The 20,835-nt window shown below is 59.3% G+C and carries 22 protein-coding genes; 7 read left to right on the forward strand and 15 right to left on the reverse strand.

Features of this window, described 5'->3' with window-relative positions:
- Nucleotides 1–88 precede the first annotated feature (88 nt).
- The 4 genes from thrC to xerD form a co-directional block, all read right to left on the reverse strand.
- The gene (gene thrC / locus H8F23_RS02335; RefSeq protein WP_194933288.1) at nt 89–1,498 is read right to left on the reverse strand and encodes a threonine synthase; all 1,410 of its coding nucleotides are present in this window, start codon (nt 1,496–1,498) and stop codon (nt 89–91) included.
- Nucleotides 1,499–1,607: 109 nt separating this feature from the next.
- Nucleotides 1,608–2,912, reverse strand: a complete 1,305-nt coding sequence (locus H8F23_RS02340) for a homoserine dehydrogenase (protein WP_194933289.1) — start codon at nt 2,910–2,912, stop codon at nt 1,608–1,610.
- Between the two features lie 130 nt (nt 2,913–3,042).
- Nucleotides 3,043–3,774: a bifunctional protein-disulfide isomerase/oxidoreductase DsbC gene (dsbC, locus tag H8F23_RS02345; RefSeq protein WP_194933290.1), complete on the reverse strand. Its 732-nt coding sequence runs from the start codon at nt 3,772–3,774 to the stop codon at nt 3,043–3,045.
- A 256-nt stretch (nt 3,775–4,030) separates the two neighbouring features.
- A complete protein-coding gene (xerD, locus tag H8F23_RS02350) occupies nt 4,031–4,927 on the reverse strand; it encodes a site-specific tyrosine recombinase XerD (protein ID WP_194933291.1) in 897 nt (298 codons plus the stop codon).
- A gap of 107 nt (nt 4,928–5,034) precedes the next feature.
- Here xerD and H8F23_RS02355 point away from each other — a divergent pair, with 107 nt between their 5' ends.
- Entirely contained in the window at nt 5,035–6,843 is a 1,809-nt protein-coding gene (locus H8F23_RS02355) for a cation:proton antiporter (protein WP_194933292.1), read from the forward strand.
- A gap of 116 nt (nt 6,844–6,959) precedes the next feature.
- Here H8F23_RS02355 and H8F23_RS02360 read toward each other — a convergent pair whose 3' ends face one another.
- The 6 genes from H8F23_RS02360 to ffh all read right to left on the reverse strand — a co-directional run bounded on the left by H8F23_RS02360 (nt 6,960) and on the right by ffh (nt 11,097).
- On the reverse strand, nt 6,960–7,373 hold the full coding sequence (locus H8F23_RS02360; RefSeq protein WP_038357747.1) for an acyl-CoA thioesterase: 414 nt from the start codon (nt 7,371–7,373) through the stop codon (nt 6,960–6,962).
- Between the two features lie 91 nt (nt 7,374–7,464).
- The gene (rplS, locus tag H8F23_RS02365) at nt 7,465–7,815 is read right to left on the reverse strand and encodes a 50S ribosomal protein L19 (RefSeq protein WP_003175895.1); all 351 of its coding nucleotides are present in this window, start codon (nt 7,813–7,815) and stop codon (nt 7,465–7,467) included.
- Between the two features lie 45 nt (nt 7,816–7,860).
- Entirely contained in the window at nt 7,861–8,613 is a 753-nt protein-coding gene (trmD, locus tag H8F23_RS02370) for a tRNA (guanosine(37)-N1)-methyltransferase TrmD (RefSeq protein ID WP_008081628.1), read from the reverse strand.
- 2 nt (nt 8,614–8,615) lie between these two features.
- The gene (gene rimM / locus H8F23_RS02375; RefSeq protein ID WP_093436819.1) at nt 8,616–9,152 is read right to left on the reverse strand and encodes a ribosome maturation factor RimM; all 537 of its coding nucleotides are present in this window, start codon (nt 9,150–9,152) and stop codon (nt 8,616–8,618) included.
- Between the two features lie 5 nt (nt 9,153–9,157).
- Nucleotides 9,158–9,409, reverse strand: coding sequence for a 30S ribosomal protein S16 (rpsP, locus tag H8F23_RS02380; RefSeq protein WP_016986371.1), 252 nt, complete (start codon nt 9,407–9,409; stop codon nt 9,158–9,160).
- A gap of 311 nt (nt 9,410–9,720) precedes the next feature.
- A complete protein-coding gene (gene ffh, locus H8F23_RS02385; protein WP_007908988.1) occupies nt 9,721–11,097 on the reverse strand; it encodes a signal recognition particle protein in 1,377 nt (458 codons plus the stop codon).
- Nucleotides 11,098–11,307: 210 nt separating this feature from the next.
- Between ffh and H8F23_RS02390 the strand changes: the two genes are divergently transcribed.
- The 3 genes from H8F23_RS02390 (at nt 11,308) to H8F23_RS02400 (ending at nt 14,992) form a co-directional block, all read left to right on the forward strand.
- Nucleotides 11,308–12,120 carry a cytochrome C assembly family protein gene (locus H8F23_RS02390; protein ID WP_034154823.1) on the forward strand — a complete coding sequence of 271 codons (813 nt, stop codon included), beginning with the start codon at nt 11,308–11,310 and terminating at the stop codon, nt 12,118–12,120.
- Nucleotides 12,121–12,132: 12 nt separating this feature from the next.
- Nucleotides 12,133–13,374: a transporter associated domain-containing protein gene (locus H8F23_RS02395; protein WP_194933293.1), complete on the forward strand. Its 1,242-nt coding sequence runs from the start codon at nt 12,133–12,135 to the stop codon at nt 13,372–13,374.
- Between the two features lie 301 nt (nt 13,375–13,675).
- On the forward strand, nt 13,676–14,992 hold the full coding sequence (locus H8F23_RS02400; RefSeq protein ID WP_194933294.1) for an MFS transporter: 1,317 nt from the start codon (nt 13,676–13,678) through the stop codon (nt 14,990–14,992).
- 120 nt (nt 14,993–15,112) lie between these two features.
- Here the strand turns inward: H8F23_RS02400 and purT are convergent, their stop codons facing one another.
- From purT to H8F23_RS02425, 5 genes are all read right to left on the reverse strand, one after another.
- A complete protein-coding gene (gene purT / locus H8F23_RS02405; RefSeq protein ID WP_194933295.1) occupies nt 15,113–16,294 on the reverse strand; it encodes a formate-dependent phosphoribosylglycinamide formyltransferase in 1,182 nt (393 codons plus the stop codon).
- Between the two features lie 100 nt (nt 16,295–16,394).
- Nucleotides 16,395–16,862: a VUT family protein gene (locus tag H8F23_RS02410; protein ID WP_095050338.1), complete on the reverse strand. Its 468-nt coding sequence runs from the start codon at nt 16,860–16,862 to the stop codon at nt 16,395–16,397.
- A gap of 230 nt (nt 16,863–17,092) precedes the next feature.
- Nucleotides 17,093–17,302, reverse strand: coding sequence for a DUF1289 domain-containing protein (locus H8F23_RS02415; RefSeq protein WP_093436849.1), 210 nt, complete (start codon nt 17,300–17,302; stop codon nt 17,093–17,095).
- Nucleotides 17,299–17,823 (reverse strand): gamma carbonic anhydrase family protein, encoded by a 525-nt coding sequence (locus H8F23_RS02420; RefSeq protein WP_047538150.1) that lies wholly within the window; start codon nt 17,821–17,823, stop codon nt 17,299–17,301. The genes H8F23_RS02415 and H8F23_RS02420 overlap by 4 nt, the downstream gene beginning before the upstream one ends.
- Nucleotides 17,824–17,885: 62 nt before the next feature.
- Nucleotides 17,886–18,485: a CoA pyrophosphatase gene (locus H8F23_RS02425; RefSeq protein ID WP_099758082.1), complete on the reverse strand. Its 600-nt coding sequence runs from the start codon at nt 18,483–18,485 to the stop codon at nt 17,886–17,888.
- 147 nt (nt 18,486–18,632) lie between these two features.
- On the opposite strand from H8F23_RS02425, the gene H8F23_RS02430 reads away from it, so the two are divergent.
- From H8F23_RS02430 to H8F23_RS02440, 3 genes are all read left to right on the forward strand, one after another.
- The gene (locus H8F23_RS02430; RefSeq protein ID WP_194933296.1) at nt 18,633–19,184 is read left to right on the forward strand and encodes an NUDIX hydrolase; all 552 of its coding nucleotides are present in this window, start codon (nt 18,633–18,635) and stop codon (nt 19,182–19,184) included.
- A 113-nt stretch (nt 19,185–19,297) separates the two neighbouring features.
- A complete protein-coding gene (locus H8F23_RS02435; RefSeq protein ID WP_194933297.1) occupies nt 19,298–19,813 on the forward strand; it encodes a L,D-transpeptidase family protein in 516 nt (171 codons plus the stop codon).
- Nucleotides 19,814–20,100: 287 nt separating this feature from the next.
- The gene (locus H8F23_RS02440; RefSeq protein ID WP_407692547.1) at nt 20,101–20,832 is read left to right on the forward strand and encodes a GntR family transcriptional regulator; all 732 of its coding nucleotides are present in this window, start codon (nt 20,101–20,103) and stop codon (nt 20,830–20,832) included.
- The last annotated feature ends 3 nt before the right edge of the window (nt 20,833–20,835 follow it).

Below are 20,835 nucleotides of genomic sequence, written 5' to 3' on the forward strand. Positions count from 1 at the left end.
TTCGTGGGTGAAAACCCGCACAGTGTGGCAGCAGAAACAAAAAAGCCCGTCAGGAGACGGGCTTCAAAATGTGACAGCTTTTACCGGATTAAAGCGGCTTGCCGCGGTTGCCATGCTGGCTGACAAAGGCTTGCACGGCTTTCAGCTCGTTTGGCAAAACGGTGCAACGCTCGTTTCGCTCAAACAAATCAGAAAGATGTGCAGGTAGCTCGAGCGCTTTTCCTACACCGGCTTTCTCTACCGCATCCGGGAATTTCACCGGATGTGCGGTGCCGAGAATCACCATCGGGATATCGAGGCTACGACGGCACTCGCGCGCGGCCTTGACGCCGATCGCGGTATGCGGATCCAGCACTTCACCGGTCTGCTCGTAGACTTCGGCGATGGTTTCGCAGGTTTGCGCGTCGTCCACGGCCAGCGAGTCGAACAGCTTGCGGGCTTCGGTCCAGCGTTCTTGCTCGACGCTGAAACCGCCACCCTGCCTGAACGTGTCCATCAGGCCGGCGATGGCCGCGCCGTTGCGACCGTGCAGGTCGAACAGCAGGCGTTCGAAGTTCGACGACACCATGATGTCCATCGACGGCGACAGCGTGGCGTGCAGGGTTTCCTTGACGTACTGATTGCCGCTCATGAAGCGGTGCAGGATGTCGTTGCGGTTGGTGGCGACGATCAACTGGTTGATCGGCAGGCCCATGTTGCGCGCCAGGTAACCGGCGAAGATGTCGCCAAAGTTGCCGGTCGGCACCGAGAACGACACCGAACGCGCCGGACCGCCCAACTGCAGGGCCGCGTGGAAGTAGTAGACGATCTGGGCCATGATCCGCGCCCAGTTGATCGAGTTCACCGCCACCAGACGCGTGCCTTTGAGGAAGCTCTGGTCGGCGAAGCTCGCCTTGACCATTTCCTGGCAGTCATCGAAGTTGCCTTCGATGGCGATGTTGTGGATGTTCTCGCCGAAGATGGTGGTCATCTGGCGACGCTGCACTTCGGACACACGGTTGTGCGGGTGCAGGATGAAGATGTCGACGTTTTCGCAGTGCTTGCAGCCTTCGATGGCCGCCGAGCCGGTGTCACCCGAGGTGGCGCCGACGATGACCACGCGCTCACCGCGTTTTTCCAGCACGTAGTCGAGCAGACGGCCGAGCAGTTGCAGAGCGAAGTCCTTGAACGCCAAAGTCGGGCCGTGGAACAACTCCAGCACCCATTCGTTGCCGTTCAGCTGACGCAGCGGTGCCACGGCGCTGTGGGCGAACACACCGTAGGTTTCTTCAAGGATCTTTTTGAAGTCGGCATCCGGAATGCTGCCGGTAACGAACGGACGCATCACCCGGAAGGCCAGTTCGTGATACGGCAGGCCGGCCCACGAAGCGATTTCTTCCTGAGTGAAACGTGGCAGGTTTTCCGGAACGTACAGACCGCCGTCGGTGGCGAGACCGGCCAGCAGGACGTCTTCGAAATTCAGGGCCGGTGCCTGGCCGCGGGTACTGATATAACGCATGATTTCAAACCTTCGGTTTGAGCTTCAAGCTACGAGCTACAAGCTGCAAGTAAAAGCCAGACCGCTTTTCTCTTGCCGCTTGCAGCGCGAAGCTTGCAGCTGCTTCTGTTTAGTTCAGGTGCTCGACGCGGATCCGGACAACCGGACCATTCACGCCGGCCAGGGCTTCGAGGGCGGCGATCGCATCGTTGATACGTTGCTCGACCACGCGGTGGGTCAGCAGGATCATCGGCACCAGACCGTCATGCTCTTCGACTTCCTTCTGCATGATCGACTCGATGTTGATGCCGCGCTCCGAGAGGATGCTCGCCACCTGAGCCAGTACGCCGGGATGGTCCTTGGCCTGGATGCGCAGGTAGTACGCGCTTTCGCAGGATTCGATCGGCAGGATCGGATGGGCCGACAGCGAATCCGGCTGGAAGGCCAGGTGCGGCACGCGGTTTTCCGGGTCGGAAGTCATGGCGCGAACCACGTCCACCAGATCGGCGATCACCGACGAGGCGGTTGGCTCCATGCCGGCGCCCGCGCCGTAGAACAGCGTCGAACCAGCCGCATCACCGTTGACCATCACCGCGTTCATCACGCCGTTGACGTTGGCGATCAGGCGATCGGCCGGGATCAGCGTCGGGTGCACGCGCAACTCGATGCCGGCGGCAGTGCTGCGCGCCACGCCGAGGTGCTTGATGCGGTAGCCCAGCGCTTCGGCGTAGTTGACGTCGGCGGTGGTCAGCTTGGTGATGCCTTCGGTGTAAGCCTTGTCGAATTGCAGCGGAATGCCGAACGCGATCGAGGCCAGAATCGTCAGTTTGTGCGCGGCGTCGATGCCTTCAACGTCGAAGGTCGGATCGACTTCGGCGTAACCCAGTGCCTGGGCTTCGGCCAGCACGTCTTCGAAGGTACGGCCCTTCTCGCGCATTTCGGTGAGGATGAAGTTACCGGTGCCGTTGATGATCCCGGCCACCCAGTTGATGCGGTTGGCGGACAAGCCTTCACGGATCGCCTTGATCACCGGAATACCACCGGCCACGGCCGCTTCGAATGCGACGATTACGCCTTTCTCGCGAGCCTTGGCGAAAATTTCATTACCGTGAACGGCAATCAGAGCCTTGTTCGCGGTGACCACATGCTTGCCATTCTCGATGGCCTTGAGTACCAGCTCGCGGGCGACGGTGTAGCCGCCCATCAGCTCTATGACGATGTCGATCTCAGGGTTCGTGGCCACTTCGAAGACATCGTTGGTAATCGCAATACCGGTCGTCTGGAACTGAGGCTTTGGCGTGCGCATGGCAATTTGTGCCACTTCGATCCCACGCCCGGCACGACGAGCAATTTCCTCGGCGTTGCGCTGAAGTACGTTGAAGGTACCGCCACCGACGGTCCCTAACCCACAGATGCCTACTTTGACCGGATTCACTGTGAACTCCCCATAAAACGGCCGACGCGGGGTCGGCCGGAAAACAACCGCGTGCTCGCGGCTCTCTATTGATGGTCCGGCGATGCAGCTGCCGGACCATGATCGTCACGGCTGACCGTGACGATGCGAATCACTTCGCGCCCAGCGCCAGTTTGGCGACTTGTGGCGCAGGCTGGTAGCCCGGAATCACTTGTCCGTCAGCCAAAACGATGGCCGGTGTGCCGTTCACGCCGATCGACTGACCTAGGGCGAACTGCTTGGAAACCGGGTTATCGCACTTGGCGGCCTTGATTTCCTTGCCATCGACCATTTTGTCCATGGCAGCTTTCTTGTCTTTCGAGCACCACACGGCTTGCAGTTGCTCGTCACCCGGCGAACCGAGGCCCTGACGCGGGAACGCCACATAGCGCACTTCGATGCCACGCTTGTTCAGCTCAGGCACTTCGGCGTGCAGCTTGTGGCAGTAAGGGCAGGTGGTGTCGGTGAACACGGTGATGTGCGATTTGGTTTCGCCGATCGCCGGGTAGACCACGGTTTCGGCAACCGGAATGGCGTTGACCAGTTTGGAGACGCCCAGGCGTTCGGTTTTCTCGGTCAGGTTGACCGGTTTGCCGTCCTTGAGCTGGAACAGGTAACCCTGAACGATGTACTGGCCATCGGCGCTGGCGTAGAGCACGCGGCTGCCCTTGAGCTTGACTTCGTACATGCCCGGCAACGGGCTGGCGCTGATGCTTTCTACCGGAACCTCGAGTTCGAGTTTTTCCAGGCTTTGACGAATGGCTTTGTCGGCCGCGTCATCGGCGACGGCAAAGGTGCTGACCAACGCAATGGCTGCGGCGGCGAAAATCTGGGTCAGACGCATGAGAACTCCTGAAGGCGGACAAATGGAACGATCAGAACGCCCGTGCCGGAACACCGGGTCATAACCGTCCATCGTGCAAACCGGCAAAGCCTAACACATAAGGTCACGGTGGCCGAATGCGCCTGTCGCCATAGATTTTGAGAGCACTGAAGAACCTGTAGGAGTGAGCCTGCTCGCGATAGCGGTCCTTCATTCAGCAGTGTGTTTTCAGGAATCTCGCTATCGCGAGCAGGCTCGCTCCCACAGGAATTTTTGTTCAGCCGCGCGGGTGGTGTTTGGCGTGCAGATCCTGCAATCGAGCGCGGGCGACGTGGGTGTAGATCTGTGTAGTAGAGAGGTCGCTGTGGCCGAGCAACATCTGCACCACGCGCAAATCCGCGCCATGGTTGAGCAAGTGCGTGGCAAACGCATGGCGCAAGGTGTGCGGCGACAGCGACTTGCCGATCCCGGCGACCTTGGCCTGGTGCTTGATCCGGTGCCAGAAGGTCTGACGGGTCATCTGCTCGCCACGCTGACTGGGAAACAGTACATCGCTGGGGCGGCCACCGAGCAATTCGCTACGACCGTCACGCATATAGCGCTCGACCCAGACGATCGCCTCTTCGCCCATGGGCACCAGCCGTTCCTTGCTGCCCTTGCCCATCACCCGCAACACACCTTGACGCAGGTTGACCTGCTCCAGCGTCAGGCTGACCAGTTCTGTCACGCGCAAACCACAGGCATACAACACTTCGAGCATGGCGCGGTCTCGCTGACCGATGGCTTCGCTCAGGTCCGGCGCTTTGAGCAACGCCTCGACGTCGGCTTCCGACAGCGATTTGGGCAGAGGCCTACCGAGTTGCGGCATGTCGACGCGCAATGTCGGGTCGACGCTGATCATCTTTTCCCGCAGCAAATAGCGATAAAAGCCACGCACCCCGGAAAGAAATCTGGCAGTGGAGCGCGGTTTGTAGTTCTGCTCCAGACGCCAGGACAAGTGATCGAGGATCAATTCACGACCGGCATTGATCAGCTCAAGGTTCTTCTCCTGCAACCAGCCATTGAACAACGCCAGATCACTGCGATAAGCGCCACGGGTGTTCTCGGACAGGCCTTTCTCCAGCCATAACGCGTCGAGGAATTGGTCAATCAGCGGGTGGTCGATGGCAGGCATGGGCGCTCAAGTCACACAGCCTTAAGACTGTGCGCAAATGTAGAGTGAACTGTAGGAATGGGCGCTAGTCTTTCATAGCCCGCTAATTCAAGGAACAGGGAGCATCAATGAACGAGCAGCAAATTCTCTTGGCATTTGGCGGGATCGGCGCAGCCGCGCTGGGTTGCCAATGGCTGGCCTGGCGCCTGAAGCTGCCGGCCATTCTGTTTCTGTTGTTGACGGGGATTCTGGTCGGCCCGGTATTGGGCTGGCTGGATCCGCAGGAAATGTTTGGCCCATTGCTGATGCCGCTGGTGTCGCTTGCCGTAGCGCTGATTCTGTTCGAGGGCAGCCTGACGCTGCACCTGTCGGAGTGGAAGGAGATCGGCAGCGTCGTCCATCGACTGGTGACCATTGGGGCGATCTCGACTTGGGTTGTGATCGCGGTGGCGACTCACTTTCTACTGGGCTTCGACTGGATGCTGGCCATCCTGTTCGGCAGCCTGACGCTGGTCACCGGTCCAACCGTGATCGTGCCGATGCTGAGAGTCGTGCGGCCGAAAGCCTCAATCGCCAGCATTTTGCGCTGGGAGGGCATCGTTATCGACCCGATCGGCGCCCTCCTCGCCGTGGTGGTTTACAGCTTCATCATTGCCAGCGCTGAAGGTCATGGCCTCAAGCAGAGCCTGTTCACCTTTGGTGGCGTGATCCTGTGCGGCGCGGTGTTCGGCATTGTCGGTGGCTGGCTGCTCGGCACCGTGATCCGCCGGCAATGGTTGCCGGAGTATCTGCATAACCTCGCCTCGCTGGCGGCGGTGCTGGGGATTTTCATTGCCGCCAACGAAGTGATGCATGAATCCGGCCTGCTGGCGGTAACGCTGATGGGCATGTGGCTGGCGAACATGAAAGGTGTGGATGTACGGCACATCCTGCACTTCAAGGAAAACCTCAGTGTGCTGCTGATTTCCGGGCTGTTCATCCTGTTGGCGGCGCGCCTCGATTTGTACGCGCTGATCGGACTGGGGCCGCTGGTGCTGATTCTGCTGTTGGTGATTCAACTGATCGCTCGACCGCTGAACGTGCTGCTCAGTACAGCGGGGTCCAGCCTGAGCTGGCGAGAGCGAGCGTTGCTGTGCTGGATTGCGCCACGCGGGATCGTTGCGGCGGCGGTTTCGGCGATTTTTGCGATTCGTCTGCATGAGGCGGGGCACGAGGGCGCATTGCTGCTGGTGCCGCTGACGTTTGCAGTGATCATCGGCACGGTTGTGCTGCAAAGCGCCACGGCACGACCGCTCGCGCGTCTGCTGAAGGTTGCAGAACCGGCGCCGAGTGGCTTCCTGATCGTCGGCGCCAACGGCCCTGCGCGGGAGCTGGGCAAATCGCTGCAGCAACTGGGTAGCCGTGTGCTGCTGACCGATTCGAGCTGGGAAAACATTCGTGCCGCACGCATGGAAGGGTTGCCGACGTACTTTGGCAATCCGGCCTCGCAGCATGCCGATGCGCATCTGGATCTGGTCGGGCTGGGGCATCTGCTGGCGCTGTCGCCGTCAGGTGAACTCAATACCTTGGCGGCAATGCGCTTTCGGCATGACTTCGGCCATCAGCGCCTGTTCGGTCTGGCCAGCGGCCATGAAAGCCGGCGCAGCGACAAACACCGCGCCAGCCTTGAGCATCGCGGCAATCAGTTGGGTAGCGAGGCATTCACCTACGCGAAGCTGGCCAGCCAGATGGGCCAGGGCGCCGAGTTGTACAGCACGACATTGACGGATGGCTTCGGCTGGGAGGATTACCGCGCGCTGCATGGTAATCGTGCGACCTTGCTGTTCATGCGCGATGACAGCGGCTGGGTGCATGTGGTGACGCCGGAGACTGCTTTGAAACCGGGATCCGGGTGGACGCTTTTGGCGTTGATTCAGCCGGAGGCCAGCGGCGCCTGAGCTGACGACTGCGAGCAAGCTCGCTCCCACAGGTTCTGTGCCGGACACAAATGGTGTGTTCACCCCGATCACTGTGGGAGCGAGCTTGCTCGCGAATGGCGCGACTCGATATCAGATCATGCAGCAAACCCCGGCAGCACCGGCACCGGCCGCTTGTCATCATCAATGGCGACAAAACTGAATTGCCCGTGGATCGCCTTCTCACGCCCATCACAGCTCATGCTCTCGACGAACACTTCCACCTCGACCTTGAGGCTGGTATTGCCGACCTTGATCACCTTGCCGACCAGCTCGACGATGGAACCGGCCGGGATCGCATGATTGAAGTCGATGCGATCGGTGGACACGGTCACCAGCGGCAGGCGGCAGAAGCGTGTGGCAGTGATGAACGACACTTCGTCCATCCATGCCAGCGCTGTGCCGCCGAACAGGGTGTTGTGGTGGTTGGTGGTCGGCGGGAAGACGGCTTTGGTTACGCGGGTCACCGAGAGTTCGGTGCGGCGTTCGATTTCCTGGTCGCGGGTGGTCATGGTTCTGGCCTGAAACGAAAGTACGGTGAATAAATTGCAGGCAACAAAAAAGCAGCCCGTAGGCTGCTTTTTTCTGCATCGGAAGCTGGGCTTAAGCCAGTTTTTCCTTGATGCGAGCTGCTTTACCCGACAGATCGCGCAGGTAGTACAGCTTGGCTTTACGTACGTCACCGCGACGTTTAACAGCCATGCTGTCGATCTGCGGGGAGTAGGTCTGGAAAGTACGTTCTACGCCAACACCGTTGGAGATTTTACGAACGGTGAACGCACTGTTCACGCCGCGGTTACGCTTGGCGATTACAACGCCTTCGAACGCTTGCAGACGGGAACGATCGCCTTCCTTCACTTTCACCTGAACGACAATAGTGTCGCCTGGGGCGAAGGTAGGGATTTCTTTGGTCATCTGCTCTGCTTCGAGTGCAAGGATGATTTTGTTGGTCATGCTGTGCTCCTAAGGTAAATCGTTCGATCTACCATCGATACGTTGTTAACTATCGTCCCGCTCGCGGATGTATTCCTCGAGCAGCTTCTTCTCTTCTCCAGAAAGCGAGCGGCTTTCCAGAAGATCGGCGCGTCGTTCAAAGGTCCTACCAAGGGACTGCTGTAAACGCCAACGCCGGATATGCGCGTGATTGCCACTCAGCAACACGTCGGGAACACGCTGATCCGCATACACCTCAGGTCGGGTGTAGTGCGGGCAATCCAGCAGACCATCCGTAAAGGAATCTTCCTCAGCGGAATCCGCATGCCCTAAAGCTCCAGGCAGCAGTCGTGTAACCGCATCGATCAGGACCATGGCCGGCAGCTCACCGCCAGACAGTACATAGTCGCCAATCGACCACTCTTCATCGACATGAGCCTCAATAAAGCGCTCGTCAATGCCTTCATAGCGGCCGGCAATCAGGATCAATGCATCCGATTGTGCCAGCTCGCGTACCGCCGACTGAGTCAGTTGACGGCCTTGGGGGGACAGGTAAATCACCTTCGCCGCCTCCCCGGCTGCTGCTTTGGCCTGAACCAGAGCATCTTCCAGGGGCTTGATCTTCATCACCATGCCCGGACCACCGCCAAACGGGCGATCGTCCACAGTGTGATGCCGATCCGTCGTGTAATCTCGCGGATTCCAACAGGTCAGCTGCAAGAGCCCCTGTTTGACCGCACGACTGGTGATGCCGTAGTCGCCGATGGCGGAAAACATCTCGGGAAACAAACTGATCACTTCTACGCGCAAATTAGCCACGTTTAGAAGTCCGCGTCCCAATCCACCTTCATCTCGCCCGCGGCCAGGTCGACAGCCAACACGCATTGCTCCGTATAGGGCAACAGGCGTTCGCGATCATCCAGGCTGCCAGCGCAAGGCTTGACGACCATTACATCATTGGCGCCGGTTTCCAGAAGATGATCGATTTTCCCGAGCAATTGCCCAAGCGTGTCGATGACCTTCAGACCTTCCAGCTGGTACCAGTAGTACTCGCCTTCGGTCAATTCAGCGAACAGATTGCGCGGCACGCAGATCTCATAACCGGCCAGAAGACGAGCTTCTTCACGATCATCAAGACCCTTGAGCTTTGCGACCAGGAACTTGTCGTTCCCGCGTCCACTGACCAGCTCGACCTGTTTCACATTGCCTTCGCGCTTGAGCGTCCAGGTTTTGTACTGCAACAGGTTTTCAGTCGGATCAGTAAAGGAATAAACCTTCACTTCGCCGCGAACGCCATGAACAGAATAAATTTTGCCAATAACGATCAAATCATCGGCAACAGCAGGCGTCGCGTTCATATTGCTCAGGCCGCAGCCTTGGCAGATTCCTTCAACAACTGAGCAACGCGCTCAGAAGGTTGTGCACCAACGCTCAGCCAGTAGGCTACGCGCTCTTGGTTCACGGACAAACGGGTTTCCTGACCACGGGCAACAGGGTTGAAGAAACCAACCTGTTCTTTGTGGGAGCCGTCACGCGGGTTACGCGAGTCGGTTACGGTCAGGTGGTAAAACGGGCGCTTTTTGGAGCCGCCAAGGGCAAGACGGATTGTTAGCATGTGAACATCGTTCCTGTAGTCGGTGCTGCAAATCTAAATGCACAGCGGGCATGGGTGCCCGAAAGGCCGCATATTCTAAGGAATATCCGGACTTTTGCAAATGACTTTTTCCGGCGCCTATGGCATGCCGTGCAGATCTGCATATAGAGCCGTCGATGAAAACGGCCAGTCAGCTCCCGCCGAGTGCGGGTTTGCTGTTGATCCCGCATCCTTGCGGGGCCTGCGCCGGTGCGACGACCGGCGAGATTCCAGTATCCCGTCTCACCCATTTCACTCACTTTTGGCGAGTGAAATGGATGAGACGGGACACCTTACATTTTTGGCATGCCGCCGCCGGGCAACATTCCGCCCATGCCGCGCATCATTTTCGCCATACCGCCCTTGGCGGAGAATTTCTTCATCATCTTCTGCATCTGCTTGTGCTGCTTGATCAAGCGACCGATGTCCTGCACCTGGGTGCCGGAACCCATGGCGATCCGACGCTTGCGCGAACCGCTGATCAGCTCAGGGTCGCGGCGCTCGGCCGGGGTCATGGAATTGATGATGGCTTCCATCTGCTTGAACTGCTTCTCTGCGGCGTTCTGGGCATTGCCCATCTGCGACAGGTTGACGCCGCCGATGCTCGGCAGTTTGTCCATGAGCCCGCCGAGGCCGCCCATGTTCTTCATTTGTTGCAGCTGATCGCGGAAGTCTTCGAGGTCGAAGCCCTTGCCCTTCTTCAGCTTCTTGGCCAGTTTGTCGGCCTTGTCCTTGTCGAGGGTCGCTTCGGCCTGTTCGATCAGGCTGAGCACGTCACCCATGCCGAGGATCCGCGAGGCGATACGCTCAGGGTGGAACGGATCGAGCGCTTCGCTCTTCTCGCCCATACCGATGAACTTGATCGGTTTGCCGGTGATGGCGCGTACCGACAGGGCGGCACCGCCACGGGCGTCGCCGTCGACCTTGGTCAGGATCACACCGGTCAGCGGCAGTGCATCACCGAAGGCCTTGGCCGTGTTGGCCGCATCCTGACCGGTCATGGCGTCAACCACGAACAGGGTTTCGACCGGGTTGATCGCGGCGTGCAACGCCTTGATCTCGCCCATCATCTCTTCGTCGATGTGCAGACGACCGGCGGTATCGACGATGACCACGTCGATGAATTTCAGTTTTGCTTCTTTAATAGCTGCGGTGGCGATGTCGACCGGCTTCTGGCTCAGATCGGACGGGAAGAACGTCACGCCGATGTCGTTGGCCAGGGTTTCCAGCTGTTTAATCGCCGCAGGACGGTAAACGTCCGCCGACACGACCATGACCGACTTCTTCTTGCGCTCTTTAAGGAAGCGCGCGAGTTTGCCGGCGGTGGTGGTTTTACCCGCACCTTGCAGACCTGCCATCAGAATGACGGCAGGTGGCACAGCGCTCAGGTTCAAATCTTCGTTGGCTGCGCCCATCAGGCTTTCGAGCTCGGCCTGGACGATCTTCACGAACGCCTGGCCCGGCGTCAGGCTGCGCGACACCTCGGTGCCGACAGCGCGCTCCTTGACCGAATTGACGAAGTCCTTGACCACCGGCAGGGCGACGTCGGCTTCGAGCAACGCCATGCGCACTTCACGCAGGGTGTCTTTGATGTTGTCCTCGGTCAGCTTCGCCTTGCCGGTGACATGGCGCAGCGTCTGCGAGAGACGGTCGGTTAAGTTTTCAAACATTGCGCGATCCTTTCAGGCCCTGTGTAGACCGGGATAATGGCGGCCCAGACCGGAATCAACATGTGCTCGGCGAGCCTGCGGCGTGGGCAGGTCGCGGATTATAGCGAAGACTGCGGCTGGCGGACACCTCGCTGTCAGCTTCCTGAGTCTTTCGTGCCATGGCGGTTCTATGCCAAACTCAGCCCCTTTCGGGCCTGCCTAACAGGATTTATGCTCCCCTTGTCACCCAGTTTATTGACCACTCTCGCCGCCGCCCTTCTATATGCCGCTGCGACCCTTTATCAGAGCACTCGTCTGGCCACTGGTGCCAAGGCGAACAAGCGCCTGCTGGTTAGCCTCGGCGCTCTCGCCGTGGTGGCCCACGCTGCCAGCCTGCTCACGCATCTACTGACCCCGATCGGTCTGGGCCTGGACTTCTTCAGCGCCTCGAGCCTGATTGCCGCGGCAGTGATCGCGCTGACACTGATTGCCTGCTCGCGAATCCCGGTGGAAAACCTGCTGGTGCTGCTATTTCCGCTGGGCGCGATCACGGTGCTGCTGGCGCAGTTCGCGCCGACCGGCACGGTGCAGATCATCGACGAAGAGCCGGGCATCCTCGCGCACATTCTGTTGTCGATCCTCGCCTACGGCATGTTCACCATCGCGGTGTTCCAGGCCTTGCTGCTGCTGGTGCAAGACCACCAGCTCAAACACAAGCACCCGTCCGGGCTGATCAAGAATTTCCCGCCGCTGCAAACCATGGAAAGCCTGCTGTTCGGCTTCCTCTGGGCCGGCTGGACACTGCTGTCGCTGTCGCTGATTTCCGGCTGGCTGTTCGTCGAGAACCTGTTCGCCCAGCATCTGGTGCACAAGACCCTGCTGGCGTGCCTCGCCTGGATCGTCTTCAGCGTGTTGTTGTGGGGCCGCAATCGTCTCGGCTGGCGCGGTCACAAGGCGATTCGCTGGACCCTCGCCGGTTTCTGCCTGCTGATGTTGGCGTATTTCGGCAGCAAACTGGTTCGTGAATACATCCTGCACATCTGACGGGCGGCATAAATGGACGGTTTGCCCCTAGGGCCGATGCTCGCGGTATTTGTCCTGCTGATTTTATGGTCGGGGCTGTTTACCGCCGTCGAAATCGCGCAGCAGCACCTGCTCGCGCAACGCATCGCCTCGCGCGCCAGCGATAAGCCGCTGGCGAAGCTGAGCTTCCCGCTCGACAGCCTTATTCTCTGCAACACCCTGTGCCGCGCTCTCGCGGTCGTCATCGCGACACTGCTGGCGATTTTCCTCTGCGAAGAAAACGGCCCATGGGCTGCGTGCCTCGGTGCCGGCGCCATTCTGCTGGTGTTTGCCGATTACTTCCCGCGTACCGTCGCTCAACGTTATCCCGACGCGGTGCTGGCGTTCGGCAACACCTTGCTGGCCGTGCCGCTGAAAATCATTTACCCGTTTGCCTGGCTGTTCAGCCGTATCAGCGGTTTGCTGATGAGTCCGTTTGCTCGCAAAGTTCAGGTCGTGCAGCAAAGCGAAGATGACTCGCCTGCCGATCGTTACGAGGATCCAGAGCATCCAGTGCGCGCGCACCCGGTCTCAGGCATTCATGCGCTGGACAATATTACGGTCAACGACATTCTGGTGCCGCGCAGTGACGTCGACGGCATCAACCTCGATGACTCGATCGAAGAAATCATCGAACAACTGCGGCATAACAAGCGCACACGCCTGCCGGTGTTCCATAGCGACATCAATCAGGTTGAAGCGGTGCTCAACACCCGGCAGATCCGGCACCTGCTGAACAACGGCGATCTGTCGCGCGAAGCGCTGCTGGCCGCCAGTTACGAACCGTACTTCGTGCCGGAAAGCACGCCGCTGCAACTGCAACTGCTGAACTTCCACAAGCAACAACGCCGCCTCGGCATGGTGGTCGACGAGTACGGCGAAGTGCTTGGCATCGTCACTCTGGAAGACATTCTCGAAGAAATAGTCGGCGAGTTTGAAAGCGAGCACAGCCTGGATAATCCGCATATTCATCCGCAGGGCGATGGCCGCATGGTCATTGACGGCGCCGCGTCGATCCGCGAGCTGAACAAGTGCCTGGGTTGGCATTTGCCGAGCGATGGGCCGAAAACGCTGAATGGGCTGGTGACTGAAGCATTGGAGACGATTCCGGAAAGTGCCGTTTGCTTGAAGATCGGGCGTTATCGGCTGGAGATTCTTGAGACTGAAGAGAACCGGGTTAGCAAAGTGCTGATTTGGCATACCTCTTCTGTGCCTGCTTTGGTGCCTGCCCGATAAAAATCAAAAGATCGCAGCCTTCGGCAGCTCCTACATTTGAAATGCGTTCCCATGTAGGAGCTGCCGCAGGCTGCGATCTTTGCTCTTGTTTGATTGTTAGCCTCCTTCCTATAATCGAAACGCTTATCCAAGCCCCCGCCAAACCTTGTGCTTACCCCGCACCCAACAGGTTTCGGCCATTTCTGTTGTACTCCGGCGACTGTTCCTACCTGAAACAGCGACCGCGCCTCATCCCACATCCCTGGGTGCTCGACCATAATAATTCGCTCCAATGGAGCTCATGACTGTCAGGGATCACCGCATGACGACCAGTACCGCTTACAGCGCCACCGCGCCTGCCCAACCGACCAACTCCGCCACCCGCGTGGCCACGGCAAGTTTTATCGGCACGGCCATCGAGTTCTACGACTTCTATGTTTACGCCACCGCCGCCGCTTTGGTGATCGGGCCGGTGTTCTTTCCACAGACCTCTGGCACCGCGCAGATGCTGTCGGCGTTCCTGACCTTCGGCATTGCCTTCCTCGCCCGACCGCTGGGTTCGGCGTTGTTCGGCCACTTCGGTGACCGTATCGGGCGCAAGTCGACGCTGGTTGCCTCGCTGCTGTTGATGGGCGTGTGTACGACACTGATCGGCGTGCTGCCGGGTTACGCCACCATCGGTGCCTGGGCACCGATTCTGCTGTGCGTGCTGCGCTTCGGACAGGGCCTGGGATTGGGCGGTGAATGGGGTGGCGCGGCATTGCTGGCCACGGAAAACGCGCCGAAAGGCAAACGTGCGTGGTTCGGCATGTTTCCGCAGCTCGGACCTTCGATCGGCTTTCTCGCCGCGAACGGTTTGTTCCTGACCCTGGCGATGACGCTCACGGACGAGCAGTTCCGCAGCTGGGGCTGGCGGATTCCGTTTCTGCTCAGCGCAGCGCTGGTAATGGTCGGCCTGTATGTACGCCTGAAACTCCATGAAACTCCGGTGTTCGCCAATGCCATCGCTCGCCAGGAGCGGGTGAAAATACCGCTGGTCGAGCTGTTCAGTCAGTACTGGGCACCGACATTGCTGGGCGCGGCGGCGATGGTGGTCTGTTATGCGCTGTTCTATATCTCGACGGTGTTCTCCCTGAGTTACGGGGTTTCCACACTTGGCTATAGCCGCGAAACCTTCCTCGGGCTGCTGTGCTTTGCCGTGCTGTTCATGGCTGCCGCGACACCTTTGTCAGCCTGGGCCAGCGACCGTTACGGGCGCAAACCGGTGCTGATCATCGGTGGCGTGCTGGCGATTCTGTCCGGGTTCCTGATGGAGCCGTTGCTGACTCAGGGTTCGACCTGGGGCGTGGCGCTGTTTCTGTGCATCGAGCTGTTCTTGATGGGCGTAACGTTTGCGCCGATGGGGGCACTGTTGCCTGAGCTGTTTCCGACCCATGTGCGTTATACCGGCGCGTCGGCGGCGTATAACCTGGGCGGCATTGTCGGAGCCTCAGCGGCGCCATTCTTTGCGCAGAAACTGGTAGCGATGGGCGGTTTGAGTTATGTCGGCGGGTATGTGTCGGGGGCGGCGGTGCTGAGTTTGATTGCGGTGCTGTGCCTGAAGGAAACGAAGAATAACGACCTGAATCAGGTTGCCTGACAGAAGATCAAAAGTTTCGCGAGCAGGCTCGCTCCCACAGGGTTTTGGGGTTGGTCACAGATTCTGTGTTCACCCAACCCCATGTGGGAGCGAGCCTGCTCGCGATGGACGCGACTCGGTTTAGAGCTCGACCACAACAGCCTGAGCAGCGCGGGTCGCCTTGGCACGAGCAGCCTCGATCGACTCATCTCGCGCCAGCGCCACGCCCATGCGGCGCTGGCCATTCACTTCCGGCTTACCAAACAGACGCAACGCCGTATCCGGCTCGCTCAGGGCAGTGCCGAGGTTGGCGAATGCGGTCTGCGTCGACTGCCCTTCCACCAGAATCACCGCCGAAGCCGACGGCCCGAACTGACGGATCAGCGGCACCGGCAGGCCTAGAATTGCCCGAGCGTGCAGCGCGAACTGCGACAGATCCTGCGAAATCAAGGTCACCAGGCCGGTGTCATGCGGACGCGGCGAGACTTCACTGAACCACACCTGATCACCTTTGATGAACAGCTCAACGCCGAACAGACCACGGCCACCCAGCGCTTCAGTTACCGCTTTGGCAACGCGCTCGGATTCAGCCAGGGCAATCGGGCTCATGGCTTGCGGCTGCCAGGATTCCTGATAGTCGCCCTTCTCCTGACGGTGACCGACCGGCGCGCAGAACGTGGTGCCGCCGATGTGGCGCACGGTCAGCAGGGTGATCTCGTAATCGAAATCGATGAAACCTTCGATGATCACCCGGCCTTTGCCGGCGCGACCGCCCTCTTGCGCGTAATCCCATGCTTTCTGCACGTCATCAGCGCTACGCAGCAGGCTCTGGCCTTTGCCCGACGAACTCATGACTGGTTTGACGACGCATGGGAAGCCCAGGTCCTGAACGGCTTTGCTGTAGTCCTCGAAGGTGTCGGCAAAGTGGTACGGCGAGGTCGGCAGATCCAGCTCTTCAGCAGCCAGACGACGGATGCCTTCGCGATTCATGGTCAGTTGCGCAGCGCGCGCGGTCGGGATCACGGTGAAGCCTTCGGCTTCCAGTTCGACCAGCGTGGCGGTGGCGATCGCTTCGATTTCCGGCACGATGAAGTGCGGCTTCTCGGCTTCGATTACGGCACGCAGGGCCGCGCCGTCGAGCATGTTGATCACGTGACCGCGATGGGCAACCTGCATGGCTGGCGCATTGGCGTAGCGATCGACGGCAATCACTTCAACGCCCAGGCGTTGCAGCTCGATCACCACTTCCTTGCCCAACTCACCACAGCCACACAGCAATACGCGGGTCGCGGTTGGCGACAATGGAGTTCCGATACGGGTCATCTCAGGTCCTCAAAGAAGCGGATCATCGAGGAAAGCAACGCCAGACGCGCTTTCCATGGGGAGAAAGCGCGGCATTTTACATGAACCTGAGGCTTTGGCTTCAGCCGGCGACGGCCTGTTTGCGCTCGCGCCAGGCCATGATCAGCCAGACGGCAGTGACGCCGGCGAATTTCGAAGCCAGAGCGGTGATGATCACCGGCGGCGTCAACAGGTCGATCATGCCGAAGAAGATGAAGGTATCGAGCGGAATACTCAGCGCCGAACTGATCCACAAGCGGTCGCGCAGCGGCCGTTTGGTGATGCTGAACACCAGCCAGTCGATGATCTCGGACACCGCAAACGCCGTGGCACTGGCCAACGCGATCGACGGATCGGAGGTGACATAAGACAGCACCAGCGCCGCCAGCATTGCCACCAACGCACCGTGGCCGAAACGGGTTTGCACCATGTCGCGCAACACGAACACCAAGCCGCCCCAGGCCGACCAGATGATGTCCAGGTGTGGCGCGGTGGAGAAGGCGAAGTTGATCAGCACAACGCTGCTGATGTAGGCGATGAGGAAAATCATGGAGGTGACCTGTCAGATTGGCGCACAGATTACTGGACCCGCAGATCAAGAGCCACCCCCTCACCCCAGCCCTCTCCCCCAGGGGGCGAGGGGGAAAGGGAGCCGATCTCCAAGATGTTCAAGACCTGAGTTCGACGCGGTATTTTCAGGTCGGCGTGACTCGTCCAAACAACCCGGTCAGTCCCCTCTCCCTCTGGGAGAGGGTTAGGGTGAGGGCACCCTCAAGCCGATCACGATTTCGAAGGGATCATCCACACCAACCCACTCGCCTTCGCCCGCTCATGACACAACCCCAGCACCACGCGGCGCTCGTCATTGGTCATACGGCCCCAGCGGGTGATCTCCGCGACCGTACGCTGGCAGCCAGTACAAATGTCATCCTCATCCAGCGCACAAATATTCACGCATGGCGAGGCGACCGGTCTTTCGGCTGTGTTCATTCTTCCTGCTCAACCAGATCGCGGGCATAACGCTGGGCGTTATGCACATAGTGGGCGGCGCTGGCTTCGAGCATCTTCTTCTGCGGCTCGGTCAGCTCGCGCACGACTTTGCCCGGCGAGCCCATCACCAGCGAACCATCCGGAATTTCCTTGCCTTCACCAATCAGCGAGTTGGCGCCAATGATGCAGTTCTTGCCGATCTTCGCGCCGTTGAGAATCACCGCGTTGATGCCGATCAGGCTGTAGTCGCCGACGGTGCAGCCGTGGAGCATGGCGTTGTGGCCGATGGTCACGCCGGTACCGATGGTCAGCGGATAGCCCATGTCGGTGTGCATCACCGTGCCATCCTGCACATTGCTGTTCTTGCCGATCAGGATCAGTTCGTTGTCGCCGCGCAACACGGCGTTGAACCAGACATTGGCGCCCTCTTCGAGTTTGACCTTGCCCACCAGTACGGCATTGGGGGCGACCCAGCTTTGTGGATGGGTCTCGACACGGGCGTCGCCCAAGCGGTATTTCATCTTGTTTTCCTCAGGGCTCACGGTGAATGGCCATTGTGCCGATGGCTCAGGTATTGATGCGTTCAAATATCAAGAAAGCTTTTCGGCGGTTGGTGCAGGCTGATCTTCGCGTCATAGAGCAGATTGATCAACTCGACGATCATGATCGCCGTCAGCCCCCAGATCTTGTACTCGCCAAAACGGTAGCTCGGCACGTACCAGCTGCGACCCTGATAGTCGATGCGGTGCGTGTGTTCACGGGGGTCTTTACGGAAGAATTCCAGCGGCACAGTGAACACCGCAGCAATCTCGGCATCGTTGGCCAGATACTCGACAAAATCGGGGATGACGCCGACATAAGGCGTGACCTTGATGCCGTGCAGGGAGATCAGCGGACTGAGCGGGCCGATGATTTCAACCAGGCCGGGGGGCAGGCCGATCTCTTCTTCAGCTTCGCGTAGCGCGGTGAAGATCAGGTCGGGGTCTTCCGGGTCGCGACGGCCACCGGGGAACGCGACTTCGCCGCCGTGGGTCGAGAGCCCGCTGGCGCGCAGGGTCAGTACCAGTTCCGGCTCGTCACTGCGGGTGATCGGCACCAGAACGGCGGCCTCGGGGAAACGGGTGTCGGTCTCCAGCGTGCGCGGTGTGTGGTTGCTAACCCTATGCAGTAGCTCGTCCAGCATGAGTGTTCTCGATCTGTGCCTTACTCTGCATCATGCACCAATCGTTGCAAGCGCCCAAGCCCCCGAAACCCGACGTGTCGCGAAACGACAACTTGCCGACCGGCACCGCTGCACGCCAAGATAGGCGCAGCATTCAGGAAGCCCAGCATGAAATTTTGCAGCCACTGCGGTAACCCGGTCACCCAGCGCATTCCCGAAGGCGATTCGCGGCTGCGATTTGTCTGTGACAGCTGTCAGACCATTCACTATCAAAACCCCAATATCGTCGCCGGTTGCGTGCCGACCTGGGGCACGAAAGTGTTGCTCTGCCGCCGCGCCATCGAGCCGCGTCTCGGCTACTGGACCTTGCCCGCCGGCTTCATGGAGAACGGCGAGACCATCGAGCAGGCCGCCGTACGCGAAACCGCCGAAGAAGCCTGCGCCCGGGTGCGCAACCTGAGTATCTACACGCTGATCGACGTACCGCACATCAGTCAGGTGCATGTGTTCTTCCGCGCCGAACTGGTCGACCTGGACTTTGCCGCCGGCCCCGAGAGCCTCGAAGTACAACTATTCGACGAAGCCGACATTCCCTGGGACGAGCTGGCTTTCCGCACGGTGGGGCGTACCTTAGAATGCTTCTTCGCTGATCGGCGTATCGAGACGTATCCGGTTCGGTCGGAATCGATTCCTCCGTTGGCGCAGCCGGTCATTATTTAATCAAGACATTGGCGTGATGGCCGACAAAAAGATCGCAGCCTTCGGCAGCGCCTACATGTACACATACATATAAAATGTTGGTTATCCGCGTCACTCCCTGGGGAATCGTTTCAATGCGCTGGTTGCTTGCCCTGTTTTGCCTGTCGTTCGTTACCGCCTCCCAAGCGTCATTCGTGACCACCGTGACGCCGTCGAATACCCCGCTCATCGAGAAAGTCCTGGTGCTCAAAGCGGCTCATCAACTGCAGTTGATCGCCGACGGCAAGCCGTTGAAGACCTATCGCATTTCCTTGGGCAAAGGCGCGAAGAAAGGCCCGAAGCTGATAGAGGGTGACAAGCGCACGCCGGAAGGTTTCTATTGGATCGACTGGCGCAAGACCAGCGACAAATTCAATCTGTCGATGCACATTTCCTATCCGAACATCAGCGATTCGGCCCGCGCCCGGCGTGAAGGCGTCGAGCCCGGCGGGATGATCATGATCCACGGCACGCCGGATTCGGAAGAGACCCCGGAAGACCTGTTCCACACCTTGGACTGGACTGACGGCTGCGTCGCCATGCGCAACGTTGATATGCGCGAAGTATGGAACCTGGTGCCGGACGGCACGATGGTCGAAATTCGCCCTTAACTTCCTCACGACCATTGGTCGGCATTAAAAAATAAATCAAAAAGATCGCAGCCTGCGGCAGCTCCTACAAGGGTGATACCACTCTCAACTGTAGGAGCTGCCGCAGGCTGCGATCTTTTGCTTTTCCTAGCCCACCACTAATACCACTTGAAACCAAACCCCCTGAATACCGCCAATTCATTAGACATGGCGTTGTTTCATCGCGTTGACATGGTATTCAAGTGGTATTAATTTCCGTTCCACAAGCGAGCCACAACAATCCTATACTCGCGACGGAAATGCCCTCCATGAACGACCTCCATCCCCTACGCCCGGACGACTCCCAGCCGACGCCGCTGTACCTGCAGCTAGCGCGCAATCTGGAAGCAGCGATTCATGCCGGGCAGTGGAAGTCCGAACAGGCGATGCCTTCGGAACGCAACCTCAGCGAGCAACTGGGCATCTCCCGTGTGACGGCACGCAAGGCACTGGAAGTCCTGCTCGATCAGGGCCTGATTCGTCGCCTGCAAGGTTCCGGCACTTTCATCACCCCTCGCCTCGAACAACCACTGTCACGCCTTTCGGGTTTCAGCGAGATGCTGCGCCTCAAGGGCTTCGTGCCCAGTTCGCAATGGCTGGAACGCGAAATCACCCTGCCGACCCACGAAGAACTGATCCGCCTCAGCCTGTCGCCGAACGACAAGGTCGCGCGCATGAAGCGTCTGCGCAAAGCCGATGACACGGTGATGGCCATCGAAATGAGCACCCTGCCCGCCTCGATCATGCCCAAGCCGCAATTGGTCGGCGATTCGCTCTACGAATACCTCGACGGCATCGGCAAGCCGATCGTCCGCGCCCTGCAGCACATCCAGGCGATCAACGCCTCTGACGAGTTCGCCGCACTGGTCGGCATCGCCCCCGGCACCGCGATGCTGCTGATGACCCGGGTCGGCTACCTCGAAGACAACACTCCGATTGAAGTCACCGACACCTATTGCCGCAACGACTACTACGACTTTGTTGCAGAGCTTCGTAGATAAAGA

It is taken from the genome of Pseudomonas neuropathica (genome assembly GCF_015461835.1).
Lineage (GTDB): Bacteria > Pseudomonadota > Gammaproteobacteria > Pseudomonadales > Pseudomonadaceae > Aquipseudomonas > Aquipseudomonas neuropathica.

Excerpts from the sequence above, each read along its gene's own strand:
- H8F23_RS02395 (WP_194933293.1), top strand. The coding sequence starts at position 12,133 with ATGGACGGTTTGCCCCTAGGGCCGATGCTCGCGGTATTTGTCCTGCTG.
- H8F23_RS02430 (WP_194933296.1), top strand. The coding sequence starts at position 18,633 with ATGAAATTTTGCAGCCACTGCGGTAACCCGGTCACCCAGCGCATTCCC.
- H8F23_RS02435 (WP_194933297.1), top strand. The coding sequence starts at position 19,298 with ATGCGCTGGTTGCTTGCCCTGTTTTGCCTGTCGTTCGTTACCGCCTCC.
- ffh (WP_007908988.1), bottom strand. The coding sequence starts at position 11,097 with ATGTTTGAAAACTTAACCGACCGTCTCTCGCAGACGCTGCGCCATGTC.
- H8F23_RS02420 (WP_047538150.1), bottom strand. The coding sequence starts at position 17,823 with ATGAAATACCGCTTGGGCGACGCCCGTGTCGAGACCCATCCACAAAGC.
- dsbC (WP_194933290.1), bottom strand. The coding sequence starts at position 3,774 with ATGCGTCTGACCCAGATTTTCGCCGCCGCAGCCATTGCGTTGGTCAGC.
- H8F23_RS02425 (WP_099758082.1), bottom strand. The coding sequence starts at position 18,485 with ATGCTGGACGAGCTACTGCATAGGGTTAGCAACCACACACCGCGCACG.
- H8F23_RS02360 (WP_038357747.1), bottom strand. The coding sequence starts at position 7,373 with ATGACCACCCGCGACCAGGAAATCGAACGCCGCACCGAACTCTCGGTG.
- rimM (WP_093436819.1), bottom strand. The coding sequence starts at position 9,152 with ATGAACGCGACGCCTGCTGTTGCCGATGATTTGATCGTTATTGGCAAA.
- rpsP (WP_016986371.1), bottom strand. The coding sequence starts at position 9,409 with ATGCTAACAATCCGTCTTGCCCTTGGCGGCTCCAAAAAGCGCCCGTTT.
- H8F23_RS02400 (WP_194933294.1), top strand. The coding sequence starts at position 13,676 with ATGACGACCAGTACCGCTTACAGCGCCACCGCGCCTGCCCAACCGACC.
- H8F23_RS02355 (WP_194933292.1), top strand. The coding sequence starts at position 5,035 with ATGAACGAGCAGCAAATTCTCTTGGCATTTGGCGGGATCGGCGCAGCC.
- H8F23_RS02390 (WP_034154823.1), top strand. The coding sequence starts at position 11,308 with ATGCTCCCCTTGTCACCCAGTTTATTGACCACTCTCGCCGCCGCCCTT.
- H8F23_RS02410 (WP_095050338.1), bottom strand. The coding sequence starts at position 16,862 with ATGATTTTCCTCATCGCCTACATCAGCAGCGTTGTGCTGATCAACTTC.
- H8F23_RS02415 (WP_093436849.1), bottom strand. The coding sequence starts at position 17,302 with ATGAACACAGCCGAAAGACCGGTCGCCTCGCCATGCGTGAATATTTGT.
- purT (WP_194933295.1), bottom strand. The coding sequence starts at position 16,294 with ATGACCCGTATCGGAACTCCATTGTCGCCAACCGCGACCCGCGTATTG.
- H8F23_RS02440 (WP_407692547.1), top strand. The coding sequence starts at position 20,101 with ATGAACGACCTCCATCCCCTACGCCCGGACGACTCCCAGCCGACGCCG.
- thrC (WP_194933288.1), bottom strand. The coding sequence starts at position 1,498 with ATGCGTTATATCAGTACCCGCGGCCAGGCACCGGCCCTGAATTTCGAA.
- rplS (WP_003175895.1), bottom strand. The coding sequence starts at position 7,815 with ATGACCAACAAAATCATCCTTGCACTCGAAGCAGAGCAGATGACCAAA.
- xerD (WP_194933291.1), bottom strand. The coding sequence starts at position 4,927 with ATGCCTGCCATCGACCACCCGCTGATTGACCAATTCCTCGACGCGTTA.